This is a genomic window from Aliiroseovarius sp. xm-d-517 (assembly GCF_013283135.1).
Classification (GTDB): domain Bacteria; phylum Pseudomonadota; class Alphaproteobacteria; order Rhodobacterales; family Rhodobacteraceae; genus Aliiroseovarius; species Aliiroseovarius crassostreae.
Window position 1 is genome coordinate 2052960 of the sequence record NZ_WBXT01000001.1, and the last position, 26231, is coordinate 2079190.

The 26231-nt window shown below is 59.9% G+C and carries 18 protein-coding genes and 1 tRNA gene; 10 read left to right on the forward strand and 9 right to left on the reverse strand.

All coding sequences use genetic code 11. From position 1 onward, the window contains the following. Positions 1–92: 92 nt before the first annotated feature. From ilvD to XMD517_RS09950, 4 genes are all read right to left on the reverse strand, one after another. Positions 93–1928 carry a dihydroxy-acid dehydratase gene (ilvD, locus tag XMD517_RS09935; protein ID WP_173486138.1) on the reverse strand — a complete coding sequence of 612 codons (1836 nt, stop codon included), beginning with the start codon at positions 1926–1928 and terminating at the stop codon, positions 93–95. A gap of 113 nt (positions 1929–2041) precedes the next feature. Beyond that, positions 2042–4045, reverse strand: coding sequence for an FAD-dependent oxidoreductase (locus XMD517_RS09940; RefSeq protein ID WP_173486139.1), 2004 nt, complete (start codon positions 4043–4045; stop codon positions 2042–2044). Positions 4046–4066: 21 nt separating this feature from the next. Continuing rightward, a complete protein-coding gene (locus XMD517_RS09945; protein WP_173486140.1) occupies positions 4067–6112 on the reverse strand; it encodes an NADH:flavin oxidoreductase in 2046 nt (681 codons plus the stop codon). Positions 6113–6122: 10 nt separating this feature from the next. After that, complete coding sequence (locus XMD517_RS09950) at positions 6123–7694, reverse strand: trimethylamine methyltransferase family protein (protein WP_173486141.1); 1572 nt, start codon at positions 7692–7694, stop codon at positions 6123–6125. A gap of 82 nt (positions 7695–7776) precedes the next feature. On the opposite strand from XMD517_RS09950, the gene XMD517_RS09955 reads away from it, so the two are divergent. The 5 genes from XMD517_RS09955 (at position 7777) to XMD517_RS09975 (ending at position 15222) form a co-directional block, all read left to right on the forward strand. Continuing rightward, on the forward strand, positions 7777–8397 hold the full coding sequence (locus XMD517_RS09955; RefSeq protein WP_173486142.1) for a TetR/AcrR family transcriptional regulator: 621 nt from the start codon (positions 7777–7779) through the stop codon (positions 8395–8397). Between the two features lie 199 nt (positions 8398–8596). Continuing rightward, positions 8597–12571: a two-component regulator propeller domain-containing protein gene (locus XMD517_RS09960; RefSeq protein ID WP_173486143.1), complete on the forward strand. Its 3975-nt coding sequence runs from the start codon at positions 8597–8599 to the stop codon at positions 12569–12571. Between the two features lie 298 nt (positions 12572–12869). Further along, entirely contained in the window at positions 12870–13712 is an 843-nt protein-coding gene (locus tag XMD517_RS09965) for a 3-keto-5-aminohexanoate cleavage protein (RefSeq protein ID WP_371734349.1), read from the forward strand. Next, a complete protein-coding gene (locus tag XMD517_RS09970; RefSeq protein ID WP_173486144.1) occupies positions 13709–15034 on the forward strand; it encodes an aspartate aminotransferase family protein in 1326 nt (441 codons plus the stop codon). The genes XMD517_RS09965 and XMD517_RS09970 overlap by 4 nt, the downstream gene beginning before the upstream one ends. A gap of 112 nt (positions 15035–15146) precedes the next feature. Beyond that, positions 15147–15222: transfer RNA gene (locus XMD517_RS09975), tRNA-Thr, on the forward strand. Between the two features lie 61 nt (positions 15223–15283). Here XMD517_RS09975 and XMD517_RS09980 read toward each other — a convergent pair. Continuing rightward, positions 15284–15742 carry an Lrp/AsnC family transcriptional regulator gene (locus tag XMD517_RS09980; protein WP_173486145.1) on the reverse strand — a complete coding sequence of 153 codons (459 nt, stop codon included), beginning with the start codon at positions 15740–15742 and terminating at the stop codon, positions 15284–15286. A 112-nt stretch (positions 15743–15854) separates the two neighbouring features. On the opposite strand from XMD517_RS09980, the gene XMD517_RS09985 reads away from it, so the two are divergent. After that, positions 15855–17057, forward strand: a complete 1203-nt coding sequence (locus XMD517_RS09985; RefSeq protein ID WP_173486146.1) for a methionine gamma-lyase — start codon at positions 15855–15857, stop codon at positions 17055–17057. 6 nt (positions 17058–17063) lie between these two features. Here XMD517_RS09985 and XMD517_RS09990 read toward each other — a convergent pair whose 3' ends face one another. Continuing rightward, positions 17064–17537 carry an Lrp/AsnC family transcriptional regulator gene (locus XMD517_RS09990; RefSeq protein WP_371732399.1) on the reverse strand — a complete coding sequence of 158 codons (474 nt, stop codon included), beginning with the start codon at positions 17535–17537 and terminating at the stop codon, positions 17064–17066. A gap of 139 nt (positions 17538–17676) precedes the next feature. Between XMD517_RS09990 and XMD517_RS09995 the strand changes: the two genes are divergently transcribed. Next, positions 17677–20061 (forward strand): 1-deoxy-D-xylulose-5-phosphate synthase N-terminal domain-containing protein, encoded by a 2385-nt coding sequence (locus XMD517_RS09995; RefSeq protein WP_173486148.1) that lies wholly within the window; start codon positions 17677–17679, stop codon positions 20059–20061. Between the two features lie 186 nt (positions 20062–20247). On the opposite strand, the gene XMD517_RS10000 is transcribed toward XMD517_RS09995, so the two are convergent. Together XMD517_RS10000 and XMD517_RS10005 are read right to left on the reverse strand one after the other, a co-directional pair. Further along, positions 20248–21753, reverse strand: a complete 1506-nt coding sequence (locus XMD517_RS10000) for a heme biosynthesis protein HemY (RefSeq protein ID WP_173486149.1) — start codon at positions 21751–21753, stop codon at positions 20248–20250. Between the two features lie 10 nt (positions 21754–21763). Next, positions 21764–22825, reverse strand: a complete 1062-nt coding sequence (locus XMD517_RS10005) for a COG4223 family protein (protein ID WP_173487883.1) — start codon at positions 22823–22825, stop codon at positions 21764–21766. Here XMD517_RS10005 and XMD517_RS15630 point away from each other — a divergent pair. After that, complete coding sequence (locus tag XMD517_RS15630; protein ID WP_173487882.1) at positions 22812–23294, forward strand: hypothetical protein; 483 nt, start codon at positions 22812–22814, stop codon at positions 23292–23294. The two genes, XMD517_RS10005 and XMD517_RS15630, sit on opposite strands and share 14 nt — an antisense overlap. A 102-nt stretch (positions 23295–23396) precedes the next feature. Here XMD517_RS15630 and XMD517_RS10010 read toward each other — a convergent pair whose 3' ends face one another. Further along, a complete protein-coding gene (locus XMD517_RS10010; RefSeq protein WP_173486152.1) occupies positions 23397–24089 on the reverse strand; it encodes a uroporphyrinogen-III synthase in 693 nt (230 codons plus the stop codon). A 99-nt stretch (positions 24090–24188) separates the two neighbouring features. On the opposite strand from XMD517_RS10010, the gene tsaD reads away from it, so the two are divergent. Further along, complete coding sequence (gene tsaD / locus XMD517_RS10015; protein ID WP_173486153.1) at positions 24189–25286, forward strand: tRNA (adenosine(37)-N6)-threonylcarbamoyltransferase complex transferase subunit TsaD; 1098 nt, start codon at positions 24189–24191, stop codon at positions 25284–25286. Beyond that, positions 25283–26230, forward strand: coding sequence for an NAD(P)H-dependent glycerol-3-phosphate dehydrogenase (locus XMD517_RS10020; protein ID WP_173486154.1), 948 nt, complete (start codon positions 25283–25285; stop codon positions 26228–26230). The genes tsaD and XMD517_RS10020 overlap by 4 nt, the downstream gene beginning before the upstream one ends. The last annotated feature ends 1 nt before the right edge of the window (position 26231 follow it).

Below are 26231 nucleotides of genomic sequence, written 5' to 3' on the forward strand. Positions count from 1 at the left end.
TCACACCCCCAGACCCCCGTGAGGTATTTTTGGCAAGAAAAAAAGGGCGGGGTGTTGTCCCGCCCTTCGTCATTTTTGATGTATGGTCAGGATCAGTCGATCACGCGCACCGCGCCTTTCGCCGCGGAAGACGCCAGCATTGCATAGGCTTTCAGCGCCTTCGAGACCTTGCGCTTGCGCGGCTCGGCGGGTTTCCAGCCCTTGGCATCCTGTTCCTTGCGGCGCGCGGCCATTTCCTCGTCCGAGATGGCGAGATTGATGGTGCGGTTGGGGATGTCGATCTCGATCTTGTCGCCGTCCTGCACCAGACCGATGGCACCGCCTTCAGCGGCCTCTGGCGAGGCGTGGCCGATGGACAGGCCCGAGGTCCCCCCCGAGAAGCGACCATCCGTCAGCAGCGCACAGGCTTTGCCCAGACCTTTCGATTTCAGATAGCTGGTCGGGTAGAGCATTTCCTGCATCCCCGGCCCACCGCGCGGCCCTTCGTAGCGGATGACAACCACGTCGCCTTCCTTGACCTTGCCGGTCAGGATGTTGTTCACGGCGGCGTCCTGGCTTTCGCAGACATGGGCCGTGCCGGTGAAGGTCAGGATGCTTTCATCCACACCGGCGGTTTTCACGATGCAGCCATCTTCGGCGATATTGCCGAACAGAACGGCCAGACCGCCATCTTTCGAGAACGCATGTTCAGCCGAGCGGATCACGCCGGTTTCGCGGTCGGTGTCCAGTTCCTTGAACCGGTTTTCAGTCGAGAACGCCTTGGTGGTGCGCACACCGCCGGGGGCTGCTTTAAAGAGCTGTTCGGCCTCGGGGTTATTGGCGACCTTGATGTCCCATTTGGCAATCGCCTCGCCCATTGTGGAGGAATGCACGGTCGGCACGTCATTGTGCAGCAGCCCAGCGCGCGAGAGTTCACCCAGGATCGAGAAGATGCCACCGGCACGGTGCACGTCTTCCATGTGGACGTTGTGGATGTTCGGCGCAACTTTGCACAGGCAGGGCACTTTGCGCGACAGACGGTCCATGTCGGTCATGTCGAAATCAACCTCGCCTTCGTTGGCGATGGCCAAAAGGTGCAGAACCGTGTTCGTGGACCCGCCCATAGCGATGTCCAGCGACATGGCGTTTTCGAACGCTTCAAAAGTTGCGATTTCGCGCGGCAGCAAGCCTTTTTCTTCACCCTGATAGTGACGCTTGGTGATCTCAACGATCTTGCGGCCCGCTTCCAGAAACAGGCCCTTACGGTCCGCGTGGGTCGCCAGCGTCGAGCCATTACCCGGCAGCGCCAGCCCCAGCGCCTCGGCCAGACAGTTCATCGAGTTTGCGGTGAACATGCCCGAACACGACCCACAGGTCGGGCAGGCGTTTTCTTCGATATGCTGGACCTGCTCATCGGTGAAGCTGTCATCGGCGGCGGCAACCATCGCATCCACAAGGTCGATCTTCTTGGCGTCCAGATCGGCAATGTCGATCTTGCCCGCTTCCATCGGACCACCAGAGACGAAGATCACCGGAATATTCAGGCGCATAGCGGCCATTAGCATTCCGGGGGTGATCTTGTCGCAGTTCGAGATACAGACCATCGCGTCGGCACAGTGCGCGTTGACCATATATTCCACGCTGTCCGCGATCACTTCGCGCGATGGCAGGGAATAGAGCATCCCGTCATGGCCCATGGCAATGCCGTCATCCACCGCAATGGTATTGAATTCCTTGGCCACACCGCCAGCCGCTTCAACCTCGCGCGCAACCATCTGGCCCAGATCCTTGAGGTGGACGTGCCCCGGCACGAACTGGGTAAAGCTGTTCACGATGGCGATGATCGGCTTGCCAAAATCGTCATCCTTCATCCCGGTCGCGCGCCACAATCCGCGGGCACCCGCCATGTTACGACCATGGGTCGACGTTCTGGAACGGTAAGCTGGCATGTTTTCTCGCCTCTTGCAGTCAATTCTTCGGCACAGGGATTAGCACTGATGACCGGATGAGGCCAGCGCGGAGTTGTGGCCTTTGCCTTGTTTTCCAGCGCCAAACTGCCCGATCAGAGGGCCAGCCCCGCACGCCGCCCGTCGTAAAAGGCTGCGGCGGCATTGCGGGGCGCATGGGCGTCCCCGATCAGAACCGGTTCCAACCCCATTGCCCGCAATTCCTGCTTCAGACCCATGCCGACCCGTTCCGCAGTGGCAAGCACAAGGCTGTTGGCTGGGATCCGGCAGGTCTCTCCGGTCAGGATACTGACACAGTCGGCCCCGCAGACAGCCCCAATGACATCCCCCTGATCCGACCAGCCCGTCACCACGGTTTCGGTTACAAAGCGCACGCCAAGCCGGGCCAGTTGCTTGCGTGCCGGAAGATCGGCGGCAGATCGGAGCAACTCTTTGCCCACCACCGGGTCCGGGGTGACAATGGTCACGTCATGACCGTCCTGGGCCAGCTTCCATGCGGTGCCAATACCGCGCCAGTTGCCCCCTTCGTCCAATACGATCACGGCCTTCCCCAGACGGGCATCGCGGGCCATGACATCCTCGGCACTGAACACATTTCCCCGCTCGATACCCGGCAGGGTGCCGACATGTGCCAGCCCCTTCTGAAACCCGTTTCCAGCCGGAACAGAGCCTGTTGCATCGACAATATGGTCCGCGCCGAACGCCGCAACCTCAGCCGCATCCAGATAGGTGTTGTAGCGGATCTCGACACCCAGCGCGGTGAGCTGGCGTTGATACCAATCGATCAGGTCGCTGATCTGCGCGCGCCGTGGTTGCAGCCCTGCCAGCCGAAACTGTCCACCCAGCGCCGGGCCTGCTTCGGCCAAGGTGACCCGGTGCCCGCGTTCCGCCGCCACACGGGCACATTCCAGTCCGGCCGGACCAGCCCCGACCACAAGCACATTGCGTGGGGATTGCACCTTACTGAATCGATCCCCGCCCCATTCATGCTCGCGCCCGACCGACGGGTTGATCAGGCATGAAATCCAGTAATCCCGCCCCCGCCGCCCCCAGCATTGCTGGTTGCACGACAGGCAGCCACGGATATCCTCTGCGCGATCTTCTCCCGCCTTTGCCACCAGATGCGGATCGGCAATCTGCCCGCGCACGATGGAGACAAGGTCCGCCTCGCCCGCGCCCAGAACCGTATTGGCATTTTCCGGGGTTCGGATATGGCTTTCTGCCGTGACCAGCGCGTGTTTGATGACGGATTTCAGCCGGGCTGCCAGATCCACGCCGAGCTTTTCGCCATAGAGAAAAGTGGGCATCAGCTTGTAGAAATCGAAATACCCACCCGACCCGCAGGTGACATAATCCATCAGTTGCTCCGCATCATGCAGCGCGACAATTTCGGCGGTGTCTTCGCGGCTGAGGGCAGCCTCGACATCCGGTTCATCGGCAACAGACAGCCCGATGATGAAATTGTCGCCACAGGCAGACCGGATGCGTTTCAGGATCTCACGCGAAAACCGGGTGCGATTTTCCAGCGACCCGCCCCATTTGTCCTCTCGCTGGTTCGAAAACGGGGTCCAGAACTGGTCAATCAGACAATGATAGGCGGCCCAGACTTCGACCCCGTCGAAACCTGCCTTTTGACACCTGACGGCCGCATCGACGAAAGACTGGATGGTCTCTTCGATCTCAGCTTCGGACATGGCATGGCTGCCATCATTGTCGTGATAGCTTGGCCCGCCCGAAGGTGACCAGTTGGCGTGCCAGGAATTGTCCCAATCCCCATGCGCGCCCACATGGTAAAGCTGCTGGATCATCACCGCGCCATGGGCCTGCCCCACCTCGGTGATCCGCCTGAAATGGGGGATCACCTCATCCGTGGAGGGGCGAAAATTGCCACGGGTCAGCACCGCTGCCGGATGCACCGGCATCGGCTCAACCACAATCATCGCAGCGCCCCCGATGGCGCGTTCGCGGTAATAGGCCAGATGCTGATCCCCGGGCAGGCCGTCTTGGGACATATTGGTGGTATGCGCCCCGAACACCACGCGGTTTTTCAGCGTCTTGTGACGCAGCCGAACCGGTTTGAAGATATGGGGGAAAGGCATTGGCGCACTCCGGTTTCCGCGTCAGAGATCCTTGACCAGCCGCAACGCATCATAAATCGCGGCATGGCAATTGCGTGCGGACACGGCGTCACCGATGCGAAACAGCTGGAACTTGCCCTCCGGGTTGCGCCGGAGCGTCTGCGGGCGCCCTTCGATCAGCGCCTCCTGATCAACCGCCCCCCGGTTCGAGCTTTCCTCGCGCAGTGCGAAATAGAGCTCATCCATCGGCAAGGTGCCATAGTTCACAACAACCTGATCATATTGCGCCGTGCGGGTGAAATCCGAATAATCAGTGCCGATCGTTGCGGTCAGTTTGTTGCCATCCCTGGCCACATCCAACAGGCGGCGGGTGACGGTGAAGGTAACGTCCTTGTCCTGAAGCGCGCGCATATAGGGCACGAGGTTCATCGCCATGATGTCCGGTGCAAAGGTGCGGTCCGGGGTCATCACCTCAACCCTGGACCCGGCATGGGCGGCCATTTCTGCGGCCTGAAGCCCCGGATGATCACCGCTTTCGTCATAGATCAGCACATGCTCTGCGGGTTTCACATCACCCGCGATAATGTCCCATGCGGTGACCACATTGGCTGCGTCTCCACGCTGTTCGAACAGTTCGGTATTGGGCAGACCACCTGTGGCGACAATAACCACATCGGGATCCAGTGCGCGCACATCCTCGGCCTCAGCCCAGCTGTTGAACCGAAACTCCACGTCACGGGCGGCACATTGCGCCATGCGCCAGTCGATGATCGAGATCATCTCGCGACGACGTGGGGAAAGCGCAGCCAGGCGCAGCTGCCCTCCGGGATCCGGCTGCGCTTCGAACACGATGACCTCATGGCCGCGCTCAGCTGCAACCCGCGCGGCCTCCAGACCGCCGGGGCCGGCACCGATGACAACCACTTTCTTTGTCTCATCTGCGGGCGTAACCTCATGCGGCATGGTCAGCTCGCGCCCGGTGGCAGCGTTGTGGATGCACAGGGCCTCACCCGCGCCATAGATCCGGTCCAGACAATAGGTGGCACCGACACAGGGGCGGATGTCATCCTCGCGCCCCTCAATGATTTTGCGCACCACATGCGGATCGGCCATATGCGCGCGGGTCATGCCGACCATATCAAGCTGGCCCGAGGCAATGGCGTGGCGCGCGGTGGCCACATCGGGAATTTTCGACGCGTGAAACACCGGCAGGGTGACCGCCGCCTTGACCCGCCCGGCAAAATCCAGATGCGGGGCATTTTTCATCCCCTGCACCGGGATCATGTCGGTCATGGCCGGGTCGGTATGGATGCGCCCCCGGTTGATATTGAGGTAATCCACATCGCCGTTTGCCTCGAAGATCCGGGCGATCTCCAGCCCCATCTCTTCGTCGACACCACCGGCCTGCGCCTCGTCAGGTGCAAAACGCACGCCGACAACAAAGTCGTCACCCACCCGTTTGCGGACAGAGGCGATGATGTCATTGGTCAGGCGCAGGCGGTTTTCCAGCGTCGCACGCCCGTAAGGACCGTCCAGATCATTGGACAGGGGCGAGATGAACTGATCAAGCAGATGGCCATGGGTCATGATTTCAACCCCGTCCATCCCGCCCGCTTTCATCCGCTCAGCTGCGTCGGTGAAATCAGCGATGACATTCTCAATGTCCCAGTCTTCCGCAAGTTTCGGAAAAGCATGGTGGGCGGGTTCACGGTGTTTGGTCGAGGACACGGCAGGCAGCCAATCCCCCTTGGCCCAATGGGTGCGCCGCCCCAGATGGGTCAGCTGGATCATCACCGCGCAGCCATGTTCATGGCAACCGTCAGTCAGCTGCCGGATCCACGGCACCACTTCGTCCTTATAGGCGAGGATATTGTTGAAAACCGGCGGGCTGTTGCGCGACACCGCCGCCGACCCCGCCGTCATCGCCAGAGCCACCCCAGCCCGGGCGCGTTCTGCGTGATAGGCCGCATAGCGTTGTTTCGGCATCCCGTCCTCGGGGTAGGCCGGTTCATGACTGGTGGTCATGATCCGGTTTTTCAGGGTCAGATGTTTCAGCTGAAAGGGCTGCAGCAGCGGATCTTTGGACATCTGTCTCTCCTCAATACCACATGTCGGCCATCGCGGCCTTTTTGCGCGCCATGAAGTCACACAGCGCGTCGTTCACGGCGTCGTCCAAGGGCGGCGCTTCGTAGTCGTTCAACAGCTGTTTCCAACGCTGGTTGGCGCGGGTTGCAGCATCAATGCCGCCCTGTTCATCCCATGTTTCCCACGGCTGGTTGTCATCCAGCGCACTGTCATAATAGGCGGTCTGATAGTGGCGCAGGGTGTGGGCGGTTGAGAACAGATGCGCCCCCGGCCCGCCTTCGGCCAGCGCCTCAAATCCAAGTGTGTCCTCGTTGACCGCAATCCCGTTCAGGTAGGCGTGCAGCGCACCGCACATATCGGTGTCCATCACGAATTTCTCGTATGACATCGACAACAGCCCATCCAGAAAGCCCGCCGAATGCAGGATGAAATTGGCCCCGCATTGCACAGCGGACATCATGGACATCATGGATTGCTGCATCGCCTGTGCATCCGGCAATTTCGAGGTCGAGAAATTGCCCGCGCAGCGCAGCGGCATGTTCAGGCGCCGCGCCAGTTGCCCCATCACCAGTGACCCCAGTGCCGGCTCCGGTGTTCCAAATGTGGGCGAGCCAGAACGGAGCGACATCGAGCTGAGGAAACTGCCAAGGATCGCAGGCGCGCCTGGCCGCTCCAATTGCGTAAGAGCTGCTGACACCATGGTTTCCGCCAGGCATTGCGCAATCGACCCCGCCATGGTCAGCGGGCTGACCGCGCCCCCCAGAAGGAAGGGCAGGTGGATGGACCCCTGCCCCGCGCGCGCATAGGCCCGGATGCCCTGCGTTGTGACCCCATCCATCACCATCGGTGAGGTGGTGTTGAAATTCCCCATGATCACGCAGTTCTGATCCACGTAATCAGAGCCAAACAGGATGCGGGTCATCTCGATGCTGTCTTCGGCCCGTTCTGGCGCGGTGATCGAACCAAGAAAGGCGCGATCCGAGTATTTGATGTGGCTGTAAACCATATCCAGATGGCGTTTGTTCACCGCGATATCGGTGGGTTCACAGATCGTGCCGCCAGAATGGTGCAGCCAGGGTGAGCTTTGCCCAAGCTTGATCAGGTTCTGAAAATCCTCGATCGTGCCATAGCGCCGCCCCTTGTCCAGATCCATCACGAAGGGCGAGCCATAGGCGGGCGCGAATACCATCGCATCCTCGCCGATCTCGACATTGTTTTTCGGGTTGCGCGCGTGCTGGGTGAATTTGGACGGCGCGGTGGACAGGATCTGGCGGACCATGCCCGGTGCGAATTTCAGGTTCCAGCTCTCGGCGGTAAGCTCTGTCACCTCGGCCCCGGCCCGGCGGAACATCTCTACCGTGTCCGGGTCTTCACGAAACTCGATGCCGATCTCTGACAGGATGCGCTCAGCTGTCTGTTCAATCTCGACCAGCGCCCCCTCTTCCAGAAGGTCATAAGTCGGGATGCCCCGCGTGATGAAGGGCACCTCAAGATGCGGATTCTGGCCGGGTTGGCCGCTGCGTGTTTCGCCCGCACCCCGCTTTCGCCGCCTGCTTCGCACCGGCGCTGCGCTTTGATCAACCATGGCGTCCTCCCATTCGCAAAGGTGTATAGACAGTAGCGTCATTAAAATTGACACCTGTGTCAAGAAATACTAAATTCAGATCATGACAAAGTTGGAAAGCTCCAAGCGCCAGGGGGCAGAAAATGCCTGGCTATCCGCCGCATATGAGGTCCTGACCGAAAGTGGTGTGGAGGCCGTAAAGGTTGGTGTTCTCTCGAAAAAACTGGGACTTACGCGGTCCGGGTTCTATTGGTATTTCAAGGATCGCGAGGCGCTGCTGGACGCGATGATCGCCCGGTGGGACGCAAAAAATACCGGCAACCTGATCCGGCAGACCGAAGCCTATGCCGACACGATCACCGAAGCGATGCTGAACCTGTTCGAGTGTTGGCTAGACGCGGACCTGTTCGATTCCCGGCTGGATCTGGCGATCCGCAACTGGGCCCGCAACGACCCCGACCTGCAACGCAAGATCGAACATTCAGACCGCCTGCGCGCCCGCGCCATTGCCGATATGTATCGTCGGTTCGGATTTTCCGACAAGCAGGCCGAGGTGCGCAGCATGACGGTTCTGTATACCCAGATCGGCTACATTTCGATGCAGGTCAGCGAGGCCCTTGAAGAGCGCATCAATCGGATGCCGGATTATGTAGAGGTATATACGGATAAAAAACCCTCTGACCGTGAATTCGCCCGCTTCAAATCCAAGTATTTCCCAACCTGACCCTAACCTTTTGAGCAATTGCGCCACCGTTTTTTCCCTCCTACGAGCACATGATGAGGAATACAGGGAAAAGATGGCTTTTCCCCGCCACAAAGCTAAGATCAACCCCAAGGCGCTATGGGGTGATGGCTGACGGACAGGACAAACAAACGGGCCAAACAAACAGGGCAGACAAACAGGGCAGGCAACGGGGGATGCGATGCGGAAACTGATACTGGGGATCTGGCTCCTTACCCTCGGGCTGTGCCAAGCGGCGCTGGGGGATACTCCGAAAATGGCGCGCCAGCTGACCATTGATGATGGTCTGTCGCAAAGCACCGTCCACGCGATCTACCCGGCGCATGATGGCCGGATGTGGTTTGCCACCGGGGACGGAATCAGCATTTTTGACGGTGCCCGGTTCAGCTATTTATATCGCAGTGAAACCCCCAATCATGGCTTGCAGACAAACTATATCTTTGGGCTGAAAGAGGATCTTCAGGGGCGTATCTGGGTTGCAACATTGGGCGGTGGCGTCAGCGTCTACTCCCAATCTGCGGAGTTTCTGACCGGGTTTCGCGCCCCGGATGGCGCTGCCCAAACCACCCTTCTGAATGACACCTATGACTTTGCGTTCAAACCGGATGGCGCCGTATGGGTCGCCACCGGGGCGGGTGTTGTGAAACTGCCACCAGATCGGGTCAACGCTGCGCTGAAGGCCGCCCCTCCTTCGGGAATGCTTCCGGTGATTGACGCGGAAGACGTTATTGACCCCAATGCGGCCCTGCGCCTTTTGCACCTTAAGGACGGTCGCCTGCTGGTGGGCACACAGGCTCGGGGATTGCTTCTGATTGATGATGAGGGCGACAATATTCGCCCCATTCGCCGGGACAATTCCGACCTGAGCGGTGATCGGATCATGGCCTTGTTCGCAGATGATCAGGACCAGGTCTGGATCGGCACCGAAGAGGGGGGGCTGAACCTTCTGGACCCGTCCAGCCTGACGGTTAGCCAACCGATCAGCCTGCCCGACAATGATGTGGAAAGCATCAGCCAGGGGCAGGATGGGCGTCTTTGGTTTGGCACCTGGTCACATGGCATCTTTGTGCATGATCCTGTCACCGGCGACACCGTCAATTACCGGGCACATCCGGGTCAGCCCCTTCGCCTTGGAAGCGACACGGTCATTGCCCTGACCGCAGGAAAAATGGGGCGCATCTGGGCGGGAACCTATGACCGCGGCGTCAGCAACCTGTCGCAATACCCGGATCCGTTTGAAACCTATTTCGCCAATCCCGAAGGGGATGCGGGGCCTATCTCTGCCACGATCTGGTCCATGACCGAGGGGGTGGGGAAGTCACTTTGGGTTGGGTCCAAAAAGGGGCTCGACCGGCTGATCCGGGACGAAAAGCGGTTTGAACGCGTGGATCTGGGCAAGGGCGACCAGGATGTGCGCGCCATCCTACCCCTGGGGGATCACCTGCTGCTCGCCCTTCGCCGCCACGGCCTGCACCTTTACGACTGGCGCACGAAAACCCTGACCCCGGTGTCGGAAGAGGGCGGAAACGCGCTGTTCCATGACCGGTTCGTCCGGCTTTTGCTGCGTGATCAGCACGGACAAATCTGGGTCGGCACCCATTCTGGCGTTTTCACGCTGGACGACAACCTGCAACCGATCCGCCACCTCCACAAAGACAATGGCGCCCTGCCCCACAGCCGCACCCGCGGCCTGTACGAGGGCCCAGAGGGCAATATCTGGATCGGCACCAGCGGAGGTCTGACCCGGTTCAACCCGGAAACCGGTGAGACGCAAACCTTTTCGGGGGCGGCCTATTTCGATGACAATGACGTGCGGGCGATCTATTGCCTGCCCGATGGGCGCATGCTGGTTGGCACCCAGGCTGGCATAACCATCCTGTCAAAGGACATGAAGCGTCTGGACCGCATCGGGCGCGCGGATGGGTTGCCGAACGAAACCATCTACAGCCTTTTGCCCGACCAGCAGGGGCAGATCTGGATCACCACCAACAATGGGCTGGCCCGGTATTCCCCGAGCGACGGAGACATTGCGGTTTACAAAAGCCGCGATGGGCTGCAAGGGGCCGAGTTCAATTTCAACGCCTATACCGCTTTACGCGATGGCACCCTGGCGGTTGGCGGTGTGAATGGTCTGTCTCTGTTTCACCCCGACTTGCTGCAGTCCAATCATATGCCGCCACTTGTCAGTTACATCCAACTTGACGAACAGGGTAGGCAGATCACCCCAGCCCCGAATTATGAAAGGGTCTCACCCGCCACGCTTGATATGGCGATTACGGTGGCGCATTACACCGATCCTGTTGCCAACCGGCTGCGCTGGCGCCTGGATCCGGTGGATACCCAGTGGCAGGAGGCCACAGGCTCTGTGCACAAACTGCGCCGTGAAAACCTGCAGCCCGGATCTTATGATCTGCGGTTTCAGGGGATCAGCGCCGGCAATGTCACAGGACCGGAACAGGTTCTGAGCTTTTCGGTCTCGGCCCCCCTTTACCTGCGCTGGTATGCGTGGGTGGCATATTTACTGCTCTTGGTTCCCGCAATCCTGTTCATCCCATGGCTGCGCAACCGGGCCCTTCAGCAACGCACATCCGTGCTGGAAGCCATGGTGCAGGAGAAAACCCGCAAACTGGTTGCCGCCGACAAGGACCGGGCGCAGTTTTACGCCCGTGCTGCCCATGAAATCCGCACCCCGATCTCATTGATCAAAGCCCCCCTTCAGAGCATCGAGAAAACCGCCAAGCTCAGCCCGCAAAACCAGAAACTCCTGACGCTGGTCACCCGCGCCGTGGCCCGGCTGACGCAGCTGAGCGAAGAGATGTCAGAAGGAAGCAGGCAGAACAGGACCGATCCCAGCCAGCATGTCATTGCCAATCTGGATGGGGTGATCGAGCCGATTCTGTCCCTTTACCAAGACAGTGCCGCCCTGCATGGCGTTCGCTTTCAGACAGAGCTGGGCAATCTGGGGGTCGCCACAGTTGACCTCGAGGCGCTTGAACTGATCACCCACAACCTCCTGTCAAATGCAATCCGGCATACGCCAAGAGGGGGCGCCATCGAGGTGCAGATTGCCCTTGAAAACCAGGTATTGAAGATGAAGGTCAGCAATACCGCAAGCCTGTCTGAGGAGTTTATCAAAACCCTTCAGGGGCACCTGCCAGAAGATCAGAACGTGCCAACCCGTGGCGGTGAAATTGTGGGCGCACTGGTGCAGCGCAGCGGAGCTGATATCCTTGCAGCGCCTGATCCGGCGACAATCACTCTGCGGTTTCCTGCGCGCCATACTCGCCCAGCGCATACGCAGGCTCGTAACTCGGATGGACCAGACAGCGAAACGCAGCCCCAGATCCTGATCGTTGAGGATGACCGCGAGCTGCGCCATTACCTGACGGGTGCCCTTGGGGAGCTGGGTAAAATACACAGCGCGGCCTCCTGCAGCACCGCGCGCCGCATGGTGCAGAAATATCCGCTTCACCTTATTATCTGCGATGTCATGCTGCCCGATGGCAGCGGGTTTGACCTGATCCGCGAGATCAAGGAATGCCCGGAGACATCCCATATTCAGGTGCTGTTTCTGACCGCGCTGTCAGGGGACCATTCGATACGCGAGGGTCTGTCGGTCAGTGCCGATGATTATCTGACCAAACCTTTCGACATCGAAACCCTGATCGCGCGGATACGTCTGCGGCTGAACAATTACGACGCAATCCGCACACATGTGCGCGCGCAACACACACAACATGATGCGCCACTTGAGAATGTCGAACTTGCGCCCGCCGACGAAAGATTGCGGGGTCAGATCGAAGCCCATCTGGTCGCCCATCTCGATCAGCCAGATTTCTCTGTGGATGATCTGGCACAGCTGTGCGCCCTCAGCAAACGCAGCTTGCAACGCAAGCTGACCCTCCTGTTCGGGCAAAGTTTTTCTCAGCTTCTGTCCCAGCGCCGGGTTGAACACGCAGCCACCCTGCTGCGCAGAGGCATGGCGGTCAAAGAGGTGTATCAGGCCTGTGGCTACACCCACCCCTCCAGTTTTGCGCGCCGTTTCCGCCAGATCTGGGGGATGCAACCCAGCGAGTTCAAGAAGGGTGGCGACGGAGAAACGCAACAATCCGCGCCAGAAAAGAAACGCAACGCGCCTGATGTTAAACATCCATGAGTTGAACGCTTTCACCGTCGGCCACCATGACCTACCTATACCGTATCGGCGGTTTGCCAATTGGGGATGGACTTGCCCACTCGCATGATGGGCATTGATCGCGAAAGAGCTTCCGGGGTGTGAGTGACCCGGAGTATTTGAGCACCATCTGCCCTGGACCCCTAAAAGATTTCCTATTCGGGTCCAGGGAAATTCTCCTGCCACGGCATTTATATCTTGTGCGGCACTTTCCTGTCTCAGGTGAAAGTCGAAACGTTTTCGCGCCTGAAAACAGCATCTGGACAAAGCCAGTAACACCATGCTTGATGTCGAAATCACGGATCAGCGGCTCGTGGATTTCCGCAAGCAAAGCAAGCCCCATGCACAAGATGCTAGGATTGACATGGCACATCCCTATATTCTGTTTGCCCCAAATGGCGCCCGTCGCACCCACAGCGATCACCCTGCCCTTCCCGTCACATTGGATGAGATCGTTGCCACCTCTGCTGCCTGTCACGCGGTTGGGGCACATGGTGTTCACCTGCATGTCAGGGATAAGGACGGCACCCATTCTCTGGATGCGGGACGTTATCTTGAGACAATCACGGCGATTAAGGACACTGCCCCCGGGCTTGATATCCAGATCACCACCGAGGCTGCGGGCCTGTTTGATGTTGCGGCCCAACTGGCCTGCCTGAAACAGGTTGCGCCAGAATGGGCGTCGATCTCCGTCCGCGAAATTGCCCGCGACCCCAGCCTCGCAGAGCAGGTCTATGGGGCGTGTGCAGCGCAGGGCACACGGGTTCAGCATATCCTCTATGATACCGACGATGCGGCATTGCTGGCGCATTGGCAGGCACAGGGAATTGTGCGCGCCGGGCAGGTTGACCGCCTTTTGGTGCTGGGACGCTATGCAACCGGGCAAATCTCGCGCCCTGCTGATCTGGAACCGTTTCTGACAAATGGCACACCCAAAGACCCCTGGATGGTCTGCGCATTTGGCCCGCAGGAACATGCCTGTCTCACCCGTGCCGCCCATCTTGGCGGCGACCTTCGGGTGGGTTTTGAAAACGGGCTGACCGACGAACACGACACCCCCTGGGCTGACAACGCAGCATCGGTTGCCGCCCTGATATCCCGCCTGAAAGGAGATGTGGCATGAGCCAGAAAAGCCACGTATTTCCCCGCCACACCCAAGCCACCCTTCCCACCGCCATGACCGGGGACGGGGCCTATCTGATTGACGACAAAGGTCAGAAATACCTTGATTGCGGCGACGCCGCCGTGTCCTGTCTGGGGCATTCAAACCCGGCGGTAATCAAGGCGGTTCAGGAGCAGGTAGAGAAAATCGCCTTTGCCCATTCCGGCTTTATGACCTCAGAACCCGCCGAGGCATTGGCAAGGCTGCTGATCCAGCACGCCCCCGGCGCTCTCGATCGGGTCTATTTCGTGTCCGGTGGGTCAGAAGCCACCGAAAGCGCAATCAAGCTGGCCCGGCAGTATTTCCTTGAAATCGGTCAGCCGGAACGGCGCCGGGTCATTGCCCGCAAACAAAGCTATCACGGCAACACGTTGGGCGCCCTGTCTGCGGGGGGCAATGAATGGCGCCGCGCCCAGTTCGCCCCGCTTCTGGTCGAGATGAGCCATATCGCACCCTGTTACGAATATGTGGGCCGGAAGGATGGCGAAAGCAGCTTTGACTATGGGCAGCGTGTCGCCAACGAGCTTGAGAGTGAAATTCTGCGTCTTGGGCCGAATAGCGTGATGGCGTTCATGGCCGAACCGGTGGTCGGCGCCACGCTTGGCGCGGTTCCCTCCGTGGACGGGTATTACAAGCGCATCCGCGAGATCTGTGATCAATATGGTGTGCTGCTGATCCTGGATGAGGTGATGTGTGGCATGGGGCGTACCGGACATCTGTTTGCCTGCGACCATGACGGCATCGCCCCGGATATCCTGTGCATCGCCAAGGGGCTGGGGGCAGGGTATCAGCCAATCGGAGCGATGCTCTGCACCGACAAGATATATGCCGCAATCGAAAACGGATCAGGGTTTTTCCAGCACGGGCACACCTATCTGGGCCATCCGGTCGCCACCGCGGCGGCCCTGGCGGTGGTGACAGAGCTGACCAGCCGTGACCTGCCCGCGCGCGCGGCCACAATGGGCGATAAGCTGCAGGCTGCTCTGGAAGCGCGCTTTGGCCAACACCCGAATGTGGGCGACATCCGGGGGCGCGGATTGTTCCGTGGCCTTGAACTGGTCGCTGACCGTGACACGAAAACCCCGTTTGATCCGGCAATGGGTGTGGCAGGCAAAATCAAGAAAGCGGCCTTTGCCGCTGGATTGATCTGTTACCCGATGTCCGGCACCCGTGACGGGAAACATGGCGACCACATCCTGCTCGCCCCGCCCTTTATCATTACGGAAGAGCAGATTGACGAACTGGTCGAGAAACTTGCGACAGCCTTTGACACGGTGCTGTAAACCTAAACCGGAAACCGTCTCCCACCGGTGAAATACAAAAGTGGGTTCGATTGACCAGGAATGGTTTTGCGCCTTGCGCAACGCCGATCAAGCGGTTAAACGAACCCCGGCTGCCTCAATAGCTCAGCTGGTAGAGCAGGTCCTTCGTAAGGACAAGGTCGGGGGTTCGAGTCCCTCTTGAGGCACCAGTTTTCCAAACATTCCAATCCTGAACGCCCCTTGATGTGTGGCACAGGTGATTAGGTGCGGTCAGGAAATATCCGGGAACACCGCAGTCTTTTTCACCGTCCCGTAAACAAAACTCGTATCAATCGAGGCGATCCCACCGATCGGGTGGATGCGGTTGCGGATAAAATCTTCATAGGCCTGCAGATCCGGCACCAGCACCCGCAGCTGATAGTCCATCGCCCCGGTCATCACGTGGCATTCCAGAACTTCGTCGATCAACCGCACCCGCTTTTCGAAATTCTGCACGTCCGCCTCGTTGTGGCGCTCCAATCGCACCCGCACAAAAACCGTGATTGCCAACCCGTAGGCCGAGGCATCCACATCGGCGCTATACCCCTGGATCACACCGCTGGCCTCAAGGTTGCGCACCCGGCGCAAACAGGGGGACGGCGACAGGTTGACCTTTTCCGCCAGATCCTGATTGGTCATTCGCCCATCACGCTGAAGGGTCCGAATGATTTGTCTATCTTTACGATCCATACACCCTCTCATTGGCAGATAATGCCAATACTATGCCCTTTTTTGGCAATATTTGCAATCCATCACCTGTAGAACAGGCGCATTATAGCTCCAACCCAAAGAGGAGCCAATCATGATCAACACCCCCGGCTTTGCCACCCGCGCCATCCACCACGCTTATGACCCGCAAGAAAATGACGGTGCTCTGACCCCGCCGCTTCATCTGACCTCAACCTTCGCCTTCGAAACAGCGGAAGCCGGAGGGGAGATGTTTGCCGGTGAGCGCCAGGGGCATATCTACAGCCGGATTTCAAACCCGACCTGTGACCTCTTGGAACAACGCATTGCCACACTGGAAGGGGCCGAGGCTGGTCTGGCCCTGTCCTCGGGTATGGGGGCCATCACCGCCGTGCTCTGGACCCTGCTGTCACCCGGAGACGAGGTGATCGTGGACAAGACACTTTACGGCTGCACCTTCGCCTTCATGCAGCACGGGCTGGCGAAATGGGGGGTGACAATCACCCATGTGGACATGACCGACCCGGAAAACCTGCGCGCCGCGATCTCAGAGCAGACCCGCGTCGTCTATTTCGAAACCCCGGCCAACCCGAACATGCGCCTTGTGGACATCGCCGCGATGTCAGAGATCGCCCATGCCAGCGGGGCCAGCGTGGTGGTCGACAACACCTATGCCACCCCCTTCCTGACCCGCCCGATCGAAATGGGCGCCGATATCGTGCTGCACTCGGCGACAAAATACCTCGGCGGACATGGCGATGTGGTGGCCGGGCTGGTTGTCGGCACGCTGGAACAGATCACCGAGATCCGTCTGGTCGGCATGAAGGACATGACCGGAGCCGTGATGGCGCCGTTCAACGCCATGCTGATCCTGCGCGGATTGAAAACATTGGCGCTGCGGATGGAGCGTCACTGCGCGTCGGCGCAGGTTGTGGCGGCGTATCTTGAGGCGCATCCGGCCGTACGCGCTGTGCATTTCCCCGGGCTGGAAAGCTTTGCCCAACATGAGCTCGCCTGTCGCCAGATGGCGCAACCCGGCGCGATGATCGCCTTTGAGATTGACGGCGGCATGACCGGGGGGATTGCCTTTATGAACGGGCTGAAAATGATCCAGCGCGCCGTCTCTCTGGGCGATGCTGAAACGCTGATCCAGCACCCGGCCTCGATGACCCATTCGACCTATACGCCGGAAGAACGCGCTGAGCATGACATCTCGGACGGGCTTATCCGACTATCGGTTGGTCTGGAAGAGGTCGCGGACATCCTGGCGGATCTGGATCAGGCCCTGCCTCCGGCGGTGATGCAGGCGGCGGAGTAATCCGGGTTAAGGCGTGCGCGCATAGCCAGCCTTGACCTGCCTGATCGGGATCGAGGACTGGATCGACGCCACGCCCTCAACCTTGGTCAGGCGCCCCACCAGAAAAGCCTCGAAATCGCGCAATCCGGTGGTCGCGACCCGCATCAGGTAGTCGCGATCCCCGGTCATCAGCCAGCAATCCACCACCTCGGGAAAGCTGGCGAGGGCGGTCTCGAACTTCACCAGCGCCTCATCGATCTGCTTGTCCAGCTGGACCGAAACAAAGACCGAGACATCGAACCCCAGCGCGGCTTCGTCGATCCGGGCACCGTAACCAGTGATGATCCCGACCTGCTCCAACCGCCGGACCCGGCGGGCGGTGGGGGTCGGGCTGAGGCCGATCCCGTCGCTCAGATCCTGAACCGAGATACGGCCATCGGCACTCAGCCGACGCAGGATCTGAATGTCAAACGGGTCAAGCTGAACGGTATCTGCCACGATGGCTCCTGAACTTAGTGATTTCCGCCATGATCGGTGGAAATTGAACCCTAAATCGCCGGGACGCTTCAAAGCAACCCTGTTATCCTGAGACCACCCCATCCAACGCATGTGGCTCAGGCCAAGACCAAAGGACCACGCTATGACCGAGCAAACATCAGCGCGTATTCAGCAGCTCAAAACCATTGAACAGCGCCTTTTGTGGCTGTCCCACTGGATGATCCACCATGCAAATCACATCCGCCCCAAGGCAGATGGGATCAAGGTCGGCGGCCATCAGGCCTCTTCCGCATCGATGGTGTCGATCATGACGGCGCTTTATTTCTCGACCCTGAAGCCCGAGGATCGGGTGGCGGTGAAACCCCATGCCTCGCCTATTTTCCACGCGATGCAATATCTGATGGGGAACCAGACCCGTGAGAAGATGGAGAACTTCCGCGGCTTTGGTGGGGTGCAAAGTTACCCCAGCCGCACCAAGGATATTGATGATGTGGATTTCTCCACCGGTTCCGTTGGTCTTGGCGTGGCGATCACCTCTTTTGCGTCGATCATTCAGGATTACATCACCGCGAAATCCTGGGGGTCGGATGCCCCGATGGGCCGCATGGTGGCCTTGGTGGGGGACGCCGAACTGGACGAAGGCAATATCTATGAGGCCCTGCAGGAAGGGTGGAAAAACGACCTGCGCAACACCTGGTGGATCATCGATTATAACCGCCAGTCGCTGGACGGGATTGTGCGCGAAGGGTTGTTTGAACGGATCGAAAAGATCTTTGACGCCTTCGGCTGGGACGTGGTGCGCATCAAGCATGGCGCCCTGCAGCGCGCAGCCTTTGACGAGCCCGGCGGCGACAAGCTGCGGGATTGGATTGATGCCTGCCCCAACCAGGAATATTCCGCGCTGACTTTCATGGGCGGCGCGGTCTGGCGCAAGCGGCTGATGGACGATCTTGGCGATCAGGGGGATGTCACCGCCTTGATCGACCGGCGCAGCGACGAAGAGCTTGCCGCGCTGATGGAAAACCTCGGTGGCAACTGTGTTGAAACAATGGCCAACACGTTTGCCGCCATCGACCATGACCGTCCCACCTGTTTCCTTGCCTATACAATCAAGGGCTGGGGCACTCCGATTGCGGGTCACAAAGACAATCACGGCGGGTTGATGAACAACACCCAGTTCGAGGCATGGCAAAAGCACATGGGTGTGGCCAAAGGGGAGGAGTGGGAGCCATTTGCAACGGTCGCACAACCGGAAGAGCTGCGTCAGTTCCTGTCAAACGTTCCCTTTTTCGCAAAAGGGATGCGTCGCTATCACGATGACAAACTGCCAGTGCCTTCCATCGGGATCGACACCTCGCGCGAGATCTCAACCCAGATGGCATTCGGCAAGATCCTTGATGATCTGTCCAAAGGGGACAGCCTGCTGGCCGACCGGATCGTCACCACATCCCCCGACGTTACCGGCACAACCAACCTTGGCCCCTGGGTAAACCGCCGCAAGCTGTTTGCCCGCAGCGCACAGGCTGATGCCTTCATCGAAAACCGCATCCCTTCAACCGCCAAGTGGGAGTTCACCCCTGACGGTCAGCATATCGAGCTGGGCATTGCCGAAATGAACCTGATGTTGCTTCTGGGGGCGGCTGGCCTGTCGCATTCGCTGTTTGGCAAACGCCTTATCCCAATTGGCACGGTCTATGATCCGTTTGTGGCGCGTGGCCTCGATGCGTTGAATTACGCCTGCTATCAGGATGCGCGTTTCATTCTGGTCGGCACCCCTTCGGGTGTGACGCTGGCCCCGGAAGGCGGCGCGCACCAGTCGGTTGGATCACCGCTGATCGGCATGTCTCAGGACGGGCTGGCCAGTTTCGAACCCGCCTTCGCCGATGAGCTTGCCGTGATCATGCAATGGGCCTTTGACTATGTTCAACGTGATGGCGAGGGCGATCCCGATGAACGCACATGGCTCAGGGATGAAACAGGCGGGGCGGTCTATCTGCGCCTGACCACAAACCCGATTGAGCAGCCCGGCAAGCGGGTGGACGAGGCGTTCCGCCAAGGCGCGATCGACGGGGCCTATTGGCTGCGCAAGCCGGGTCCGAACTGCGACGTGGTGCTGGCCTATCAGGGGGCGGTTGCACCCGAAGTGATCAAGGCAGCCGGCATGATCGGCGAAACCCGCAGGGATATCGGCGTGCTTGCGGTGACATCTGCCGACCGGTTGAACGCAGGCTGGACCGCCGCCCAGCGCGCTCGGTCGCGCGGCAACCGTGCAGCCCAGTCCCATATCGAAACACTCATGTCCACTTTGCCCGCGCATTGCAAAATCATCACCGCTATTGATGGCCACCCTGCGACCCTGTCCTGGCTTGGGTCCGTCGCCGGACACCAGACCATCCCGATGGGGGTCGAACATTTCGGTCAGACCGGCACGATTGGCGACCTTTACCGCCACCACGGTATTGATGCCGCGGCCATCGTGGAAAAGGTGAATGGGCTGACGGCGGGAAAATATGTAAAGCCCGCCTGATAAATCCTATCGACAAAAAACAGAAAAGGCGCGGGGTCCCGGACCCTGCGCCTTTTCCCTGTCTCAGGTGAACGTCGAAACGCTTTAGAGCGTTTCCACATTCGGCTGAGTTCAAATTCCCTGCCTCTCGCTGCGCTCGAACGGGATTTTGAACACGCATCTGTTTCAACGTCTTGTGGAAACGCTTTAATGAGATTTCTCGGTTGATACGTGATCAGAGGGCGTTGCCACAACCTCCCCCTCCAGGGGCATGTCCGGTGTAGTTTCCTCTGGTTCAGAAGCAACCTCGCTCACCCTCTCCACCTCGAACGGCCCATCTTCACCGACAATCAATGGCATCATGTCCGCACCACCGGACATCTGCCCTTCGGTTTCAGGTGCCTTGCTCCAGGACAGCGTGTCAAACCCGCCGCAATTGCCACAGACCGGCGCCCAGTCAGCATGGATGTGATTACATTTGTCACACACCCATTGCGGGCCGCGCGGCGCGGTCAGCGCACGGGCCAGAAGGGCACGCACGGTCTTGTCTTCGGCGCCTTCCCCGCGCTCAATCGCGGCCAGAAGGGTCAGCACCCGCTGCGTGGGGGCATTCTCTGACAGATTGCCCAGCGCCTTGCGCGCAGCGACATAATCACCGGCGGCCAGGTTCAACTCGGCCACCAGCATCCGTGTTTCCGCATCTCCCTCACGATGTTTGGTCAGGGCGCGGAACCGGTTCAGTCGGGCTTTCGGGCTTTCATCCGGCTCAATCTCGGCAAAGGCGGCGGCAATATCCGGGTGAGGCTGGGCGGTCCAGGCTTTTGTCAGCACACGGGTGGCGTAACGCGGCTTGCCCTGTTCGACATAGGTTCGTGCCGCCATGACAGCCGCGGGCACAAGGTCCGGCGACAGGCGGTTGGCCTCAATCGCAGCCTCACGGGCCTCGACACTTTTGCCCTCAGCCAACACATCTTTTGCCTCGGACAGGGCCAGCACAGCATCCCGTCGCTTATGCACGTCACGCGGCAGGTTTCCGGTTTTCAGCTTTGTGGTCAGGGTTTTGCGCGCACCGCTCCAATCCCCCTCAGCCGCCTGCATCCCCAACAGAGCATCCTGCGTGCCCACGTGGCGCGGCTTCAGCGCCAGCGCCTTTTCCGCAAGCCGCATGGCGGTGGCCGTGTCACCTTCTTCAAGCTTCTGCTTCATCAGCCCGCGCACGCCGACAAACTTGGTGCGTTCATCCGTCAGAAGTTTTTTGTAAACCTGCGTGGCTTTGCGCTTGTCCCCGGCCATTTCCGCCGCCTGCGCGGTAAGAAGGTTGGTCAGTTCCGGTCGGCGCAGATATTTTTCGGCCCGGTTGGCCTTTGCCATCGCGGTGGCACTTTCGCCAGAGGCAAGCGCCATCATGCCATCTGCCAGCGCCTCATAACCTTTCTTTTCGCGAGACCGATCAAAGTAGCGCGAAATCGCGGTTTCATCGCCATTCAGGAACCGCAGCACGGCGCGCAGCAATCCGAAAAGGACAATCACCAGCCAGACCACGACAATCAGCACGCCAAACAGGATCACCGCCTGCAACGGACCAAGGTTGAGCTCAACCCCGGCGACGGCAACCTGAATGCCGCCATCGAGCTCCAGCAACGCCCCTGCCCCAAGGGTCAGGCCTGCAATCGCCACGACGAAAAGGATAATCTTGAAAAGAGACCAAAGCATCGGCGTGTCCTTATTTGCTGTTCACGAGCTGGGCGAGCGCATCACCGGCAGTGAGCGCATCCTTGCGGGTGGTGGCGGCGGCGATCCAATCGCCAAGGGCGGGCTGCCCGGCCTCGGGCATGGTCGCAAGTTCGGCCAGTGCCGCTTCAAGCTGACCAGTTTTCAACGCCGCTTCAGCCCGCGACAGGATCGCGTCGGGGTCTGTCCCCTCTTTTGGCGATAGCGACCGGGTGCCCAATTGAAGGCGGAAGAATGCCGATACACGGTCCATCTCACCGGCGGCGACAGCCGACCGGACCGAGGCATCAAGTGCAGCGCGCGCCGCCTCGGGGAAGGCGGATTGCAACGCCACCAGCGTCGGCACACCTTTTTCCGCCACCCCTGACAGCGCCTCTGGCGCCTCAATCCCGGCCTGCTGGCTCAGGTCAAACAGCGCATCGCCAAAGGGGCGGCCGGTATCCAGCGCCGCCAGCACACGCGCCAGCGCGGCCCGCGCCCCCGCTGCCTTGGCGGCTTCGGCGGCGGTTTGTTCCAACGTTTTTGCATCCGCTCTGGCATCGGTGATTTTCGCCAGCTCCGCATCCAGCATCTGCCGCATCTGCTGAAGCTCCCGCTCATACGCGGTGGCGGCCGCAGCGGCGGCTTCCATCCCGGATCCCTGTGGCAGTTTTTCAACCGTGTGCAGACGATTTTCGAGCTCTGAAAGCTGGCTGCTCATCGCTTCCAGCTGCGTGCGAAGCTGGGCGAATTCGCCCGAGATCTCTCCCCGCGCCACGTCAAGGCTGTTATCTGCCTGAAGAGAGGCCAGGGTCTCTGCCTGTTGGCGGCTTGCCGCTTCCAGTGCCTCAAGCTGCTGTCCCTGCGTCGCCAGGGCGGTGGCCAGCGGGTCTTCGACAGGTCCCATTACAAACGGCCACTGATCCGGGTAGCGCGCCGCGCCGAACCCGATCACGGCCGCAATCGCTCCTCCGAACAGCAAGGGCAGGACGGTGTTGGAGCGGCTCGGTGCGGCAACAGGTGTCTTTTTCTGATCCGAGGGCTGCTGATCCGAGGACGCCTTGGGCTTCTCCACTGCAGATTTCTCATCCTTTTCAGCGGTCGCCTGCGGCATGTTTTTGGCAGGGGAGAGGCCCGAGGGTTTGGCAATGGGTTTGGAAGGAGTGGTGCCCTTTGCCTCATCCGGCTTCGGTGCCACCCGTTCACCCGCAGCCTTCTCGCCGACCGGCTTTTCAACATCATCACTTTTCGAGGATGGTTCCTCGCTGGATGTGGTGGATTTGGCTTGGGGCTTTGTCGGAGTTTTTGACGGGTTGGCGGGTGTTTTCGCACCCTCCGCTGCCTTGGCGCTGCTTTTGGTCTGGGCTTTGGAAGGTCCCGATGAGGTTGTTTTTTCAGGTGTAGCAGATGATTTGACCGTTTCCGCAGCTTTCTCTTCAATCACAACGGCATCTTCGACGGATTTCTTTACTGTCTTGCCCGCTTTGGCATCCGTCGCCTTGGACGCGCCTTTCGCAGGTTTACGGGAATTGGCCAATGTCTGAACCTCTCGAATCTCACATTTCAAATGAAGCAGGATCGCGCTTCATCAGATTAGCCCGCGCCCACCGGACCCTCAAGCAACCTTACTGCCAAGCATAGGGCAATCAAGTGTGACGCAGGGATGCGACAATCCTGCTCACCATCTCTGCCTGTGTCGGAGCGGGGCAAATATCAATCAGGTCGCGGGCACTCCGCCCCTCCTGCCAGGCCTTTGCAACCGCATCACTCATGGCGATCACCGTCACACCGGGTCGGTCCTTGGGTATTTCTTTTGCAACCAAGCGCGCTGAGCGGGGGGAAAAAAGGGGAAGGATCACCCGGCGCTCCCCTCTAATCAGATCCAGAGCGGGTTTGGAAAGGGGGCGGTGCACCTGGTCATAAACCACCCGCTCTTCACATCCGAAATGCGCCGCCAGATCGGTTGAGACATGCGCACCGCGCAGGTAAACCATTGGATATTCTGGATTTAAATCTTTCCGCATCAAGCTGTCGGCATCTGGAGCGATACAGTCCACACGCGCCCCGGACGCCGCAGCAACACGGGCGGTGCGCGACCCGACACAATAGGCCCGTTTATCCGAGAGATCCCCGCGCACGCCATGAACCGACGTCAGCAGGACCGATGCGTATCGGGACAGATCCGGCCAAGACCCCACCGGCACAATCTCCAGAACCGGTGACATCACCGCCGGGATCGCCCCCCCAAACGCGGCTTCACACTCGGCCAAAACCCGCGTATTGCCCGGTTCAGGACGTGTCAGCAGCAAAACGGGAAGGTCGAAGCGGTCTGGCGACATGGCGGGCCTGTTGTCTCCTCTTTGATAGGGTGTTACCCCGACACCAGATTTATCGCAACTCTGCCTGCCAAAAGCCTGTGCAAACGGAAAGATGCCGTGATGACAAAACCGCTGACACTTCTCGGGTTGGAAAGCTCTTGCGATGACACGGCCGCCGCCGTGGTCCGACATGTTCCCGGCGCTTTGCCCGAAATTCTGGCCTCTGTCGTGGCGGGACAGACCGAGCTTCATGCGGATTTCGGAGGGGTTGTGCCAGAGATTGCTGCGCGGGCGCATACCGAAAAACTCGACCTGTGCGTGGAAGACGCCCTGAGGCAAGCCGGGATGAGCCTGGCAGATATGGATGCCATTGCAGTGACCGCCGGACCCGGTCTGATTGGGGGCGTTCTGGCGGGTGTGATGTGTGCAAAAGGTCTGGCAGCCGGATCGGGCCTGCCCCTGGTTGGCGTGAACCACCTTGCCGGACATGCCCTGACCCCACGCCTGACAGACCAGGTGCAGTTTCCCTATCTGATGCTGCTGGTGTCGGGCGGGCATTGCCAGTTTCTGATCGTCAAAGGCCCGGAAGAATTCACCCGCCTCGGCGGCACAATCGACGACGCCCCGGGCGAGGCTTTTGACAAGACCGCCAAACTGCTGGCCCTGCCGCAGCCGGGCGGGCCTTCGGTCGAACGCGAAGCACGGAATGGGGACGAAAAGCGCTTTCGCTTCCCGCGCCCGCTTCTGGATCGACCGGGATGTGATATGAGCTTTTCCGGCCTCAAAACCGCGCTTTTGCGCGAACGTGACCGGCTGGTGGCCGAATGTGGCGGTTTGCGTCGTTCAGATCGCACCGATCTTTGTGCCGGGTTTCAGGCGGCGGTGCGGGACGTTCTGGTAGAAAAGTCGCGTCGGGCCATGGCAGAATATATGACCCTATCCCCCCACACGCCCACTCTTGCCGTCGCGGGGGGCGTTGCCGCCAACAAGACCCTGCGCGCTGGGTTAGAGACTGTTTGTGATGCATTTGGCGCAACATTCCTTGCCCCCCCACTGGCACTTTGCACCGACAATGCGGCAATGATCGCCTGGGCAGGCCTCGAACGGTTTCGCTCCGGTCAAAGCGACGGCATGGCCCTGTCCGCCCGGCCCCGATGGCCGCTTGACCGCTCGGCCCCGGCCATGCTGGGATCAGGCAAGAAAGGAGCAAAGGCATGAGCATCTCTGTTCTTGGCGCGGGGGCCTTTGGCACCGCACTTGCCATATCTCTGGCCAATGAAAACCAGCCTGTCACATTGTGGGCGCGCGATCCCGCCGACATGCAACAGGCCCGCGAGAACAAACGCCGGTTGCCGGGGGTGCAATTTCCCACGCTACTGACGGCCACGGCAGACCTGAACAGGGCCACGGAAGCAGAGATCCTTTTGCTGGCGGTTCCGATGCAAAAACTGTCCTCGTTCCTGCAGGACAATGGGGCGCGTCTGTCTGGTAAAACCCTTGTGGCCTGCTGCAAGGGGATTGATCTTGCAACCGGGCTGGGACCGGCTGAGGTGATCCGCAAGCACATCCCCGATGCCCAGCCAGCCATTCTGTCCGGCCCCAGTTTTGCCGTGGATATTGCCGGGGGGCTGCCCACCGCGCTGACACTTGCAACTGAGAATGGCAAAACGCTGCAACAGGCGCTTTCGACACGCAACTTACGCATCTATCGGTCCTCTGACCTGATCGGCGTCGAAATCGGTGGCGCGTTGAAAAATGTTGTGGCGATAGCCTGTGGAATTGCAATTGGCGCGGGCCTTGGTGAAAGCGCGCGCGCGGCCCTGATGACCCGGGGCTATGCCGAAATGCAACGGTTTGCCGTGGCCCAGGGGGCCCTGCCCGAGACGCTGGCGGGGCTGTCCGGATTTGGCGATCTGGCCCTCACCTGCGCTTCGGAGAAGTCACGTAATTTTGCATTTGGCTTTGCGCTTGGGCGGGCAGAAACCCTTCCGGAGGGCACAACGGTCGAAGGCAAGGCAACCGCCAAGGCAGTGGCGGCCTTGGCACGTGATCAGGGGATCGACATGCCGATCGCTGAGATGATCGTCGCGGTTCTGGACAAACATTTAACAATCAAAGAGGCGGTTGAGGCCCTTTTGGCCCGCCCCCTGAAGGAGGAATAAA

Excerpts from the sequence above, each read along its gene's own strand:
- ilvD (WP_173486138.1), bottom strand. The coding sequence starts at position 1,928 with ATGCCAGCTTACCGTTCCAGAACGTCGACCCATGGTCGTAACATGGCG.
- XMD517_RS09940 (WP_173486139.1), bottom strand. The coding sequence starts at position 4,045 with ATGCCTTTCCCCCATATCTTCAAACCGGTTCGGCTGCGTCACAAGACG.
- XMD517_RS09945 (WP_173486140.1), bottom strand. The coding sequence starts at position 6,112 with ATGTCCAAAGATCCGCTGCTGCAGCCCTTTCAGCTGAAACATCTGACC.
- XMD517_RS09950 (WP_173486141.1), bottom strand. The coding sequence starts at position 7,694 with ATGGTTGATCAAAGCGCAGCGCCGGTGCGAAGCAGGCGGCGAAAGCGG.
- XMD517_RS09955 (WP_173486142.1), top strand. The coding sequence starts at position 7,777 with ATGACAAAGTTGGAAAGCTCCAAGCGCCAGGGGGCAGAAAATGCCTGG.
- XMD517_RS09960 (WP_173486143.1), top strand. The coding sequence starts at position 8,597 with ATGCGGAAACTGATACTGGGGATCTGGCTCCTTACCCTCGGGCTGTGC.
- XMD517_RS09965 (WP_371734349.1), top strand. The coding sequence starts at position 12,870 with ATGCTTGATGTCGAAATCACGGATCAGCGGCTCGTGGATTTCCGCAAG.
- XMD517_RS09970 (WP_173486144.1), top strand. The coding sequence starts at position 13,709 with ATGAGCCAGAAAAGCCACGTATTTCCCCGCCACACCCAAGCCACCCTT.
- XMD517_RS09980 (WP_173486145.1), bottom strand. The coding sequence starts at position 15,742 with ATGGATCGTAAAGATAGACAAATCATTCGGACCCTTCAGCGTGATGGG.
- XMD517_RS09985 (WP_173486146.1), top strand. The coding sequence starts at position 15,855 with ATGATCAACACCCCCGGCTTTGCCACCCGCGCCATCCACCACGCTTAT.
- XMD517_RS09995 (WP_173486148.1), top strand. The coding sequence starts at position 17,677 with ATGACCGAGCAAACATCAGCGCGTATTCAGCAGCTCAAAACCATTGAA.
- XMD517_RS10000 (WP_173486149.1), bottom strand. The coding sequence starts at position 21,753 with ATGCTTTGGTCTCTTTTCAAGATTATCCTTTTCGTCGTGGCGATTGCA.
- XMD517_RS10010 (WP_173486152.1), bottom strand. The coding sequence starts at position 24,089 with ATGTCGCCAGACCGCTTCGACCTTCCCGTTTTGCTGCTGACACGTCCT.
- tsaD (WP_173486153.1), top strand. The coding sequence starts at position 24,189 with ATGACAAAACCGCTGACACTTCTCGGGTTGGAAAGCTCTTGCGATGAC.
- XMD517_RS10020 (WP_173486154.1), top strand. The coding sequence starts at position 25,283 with ATGAGCATCTCTGTTCTTGGCGCGGGGGCCTTTGGCACCGCACTTGCC.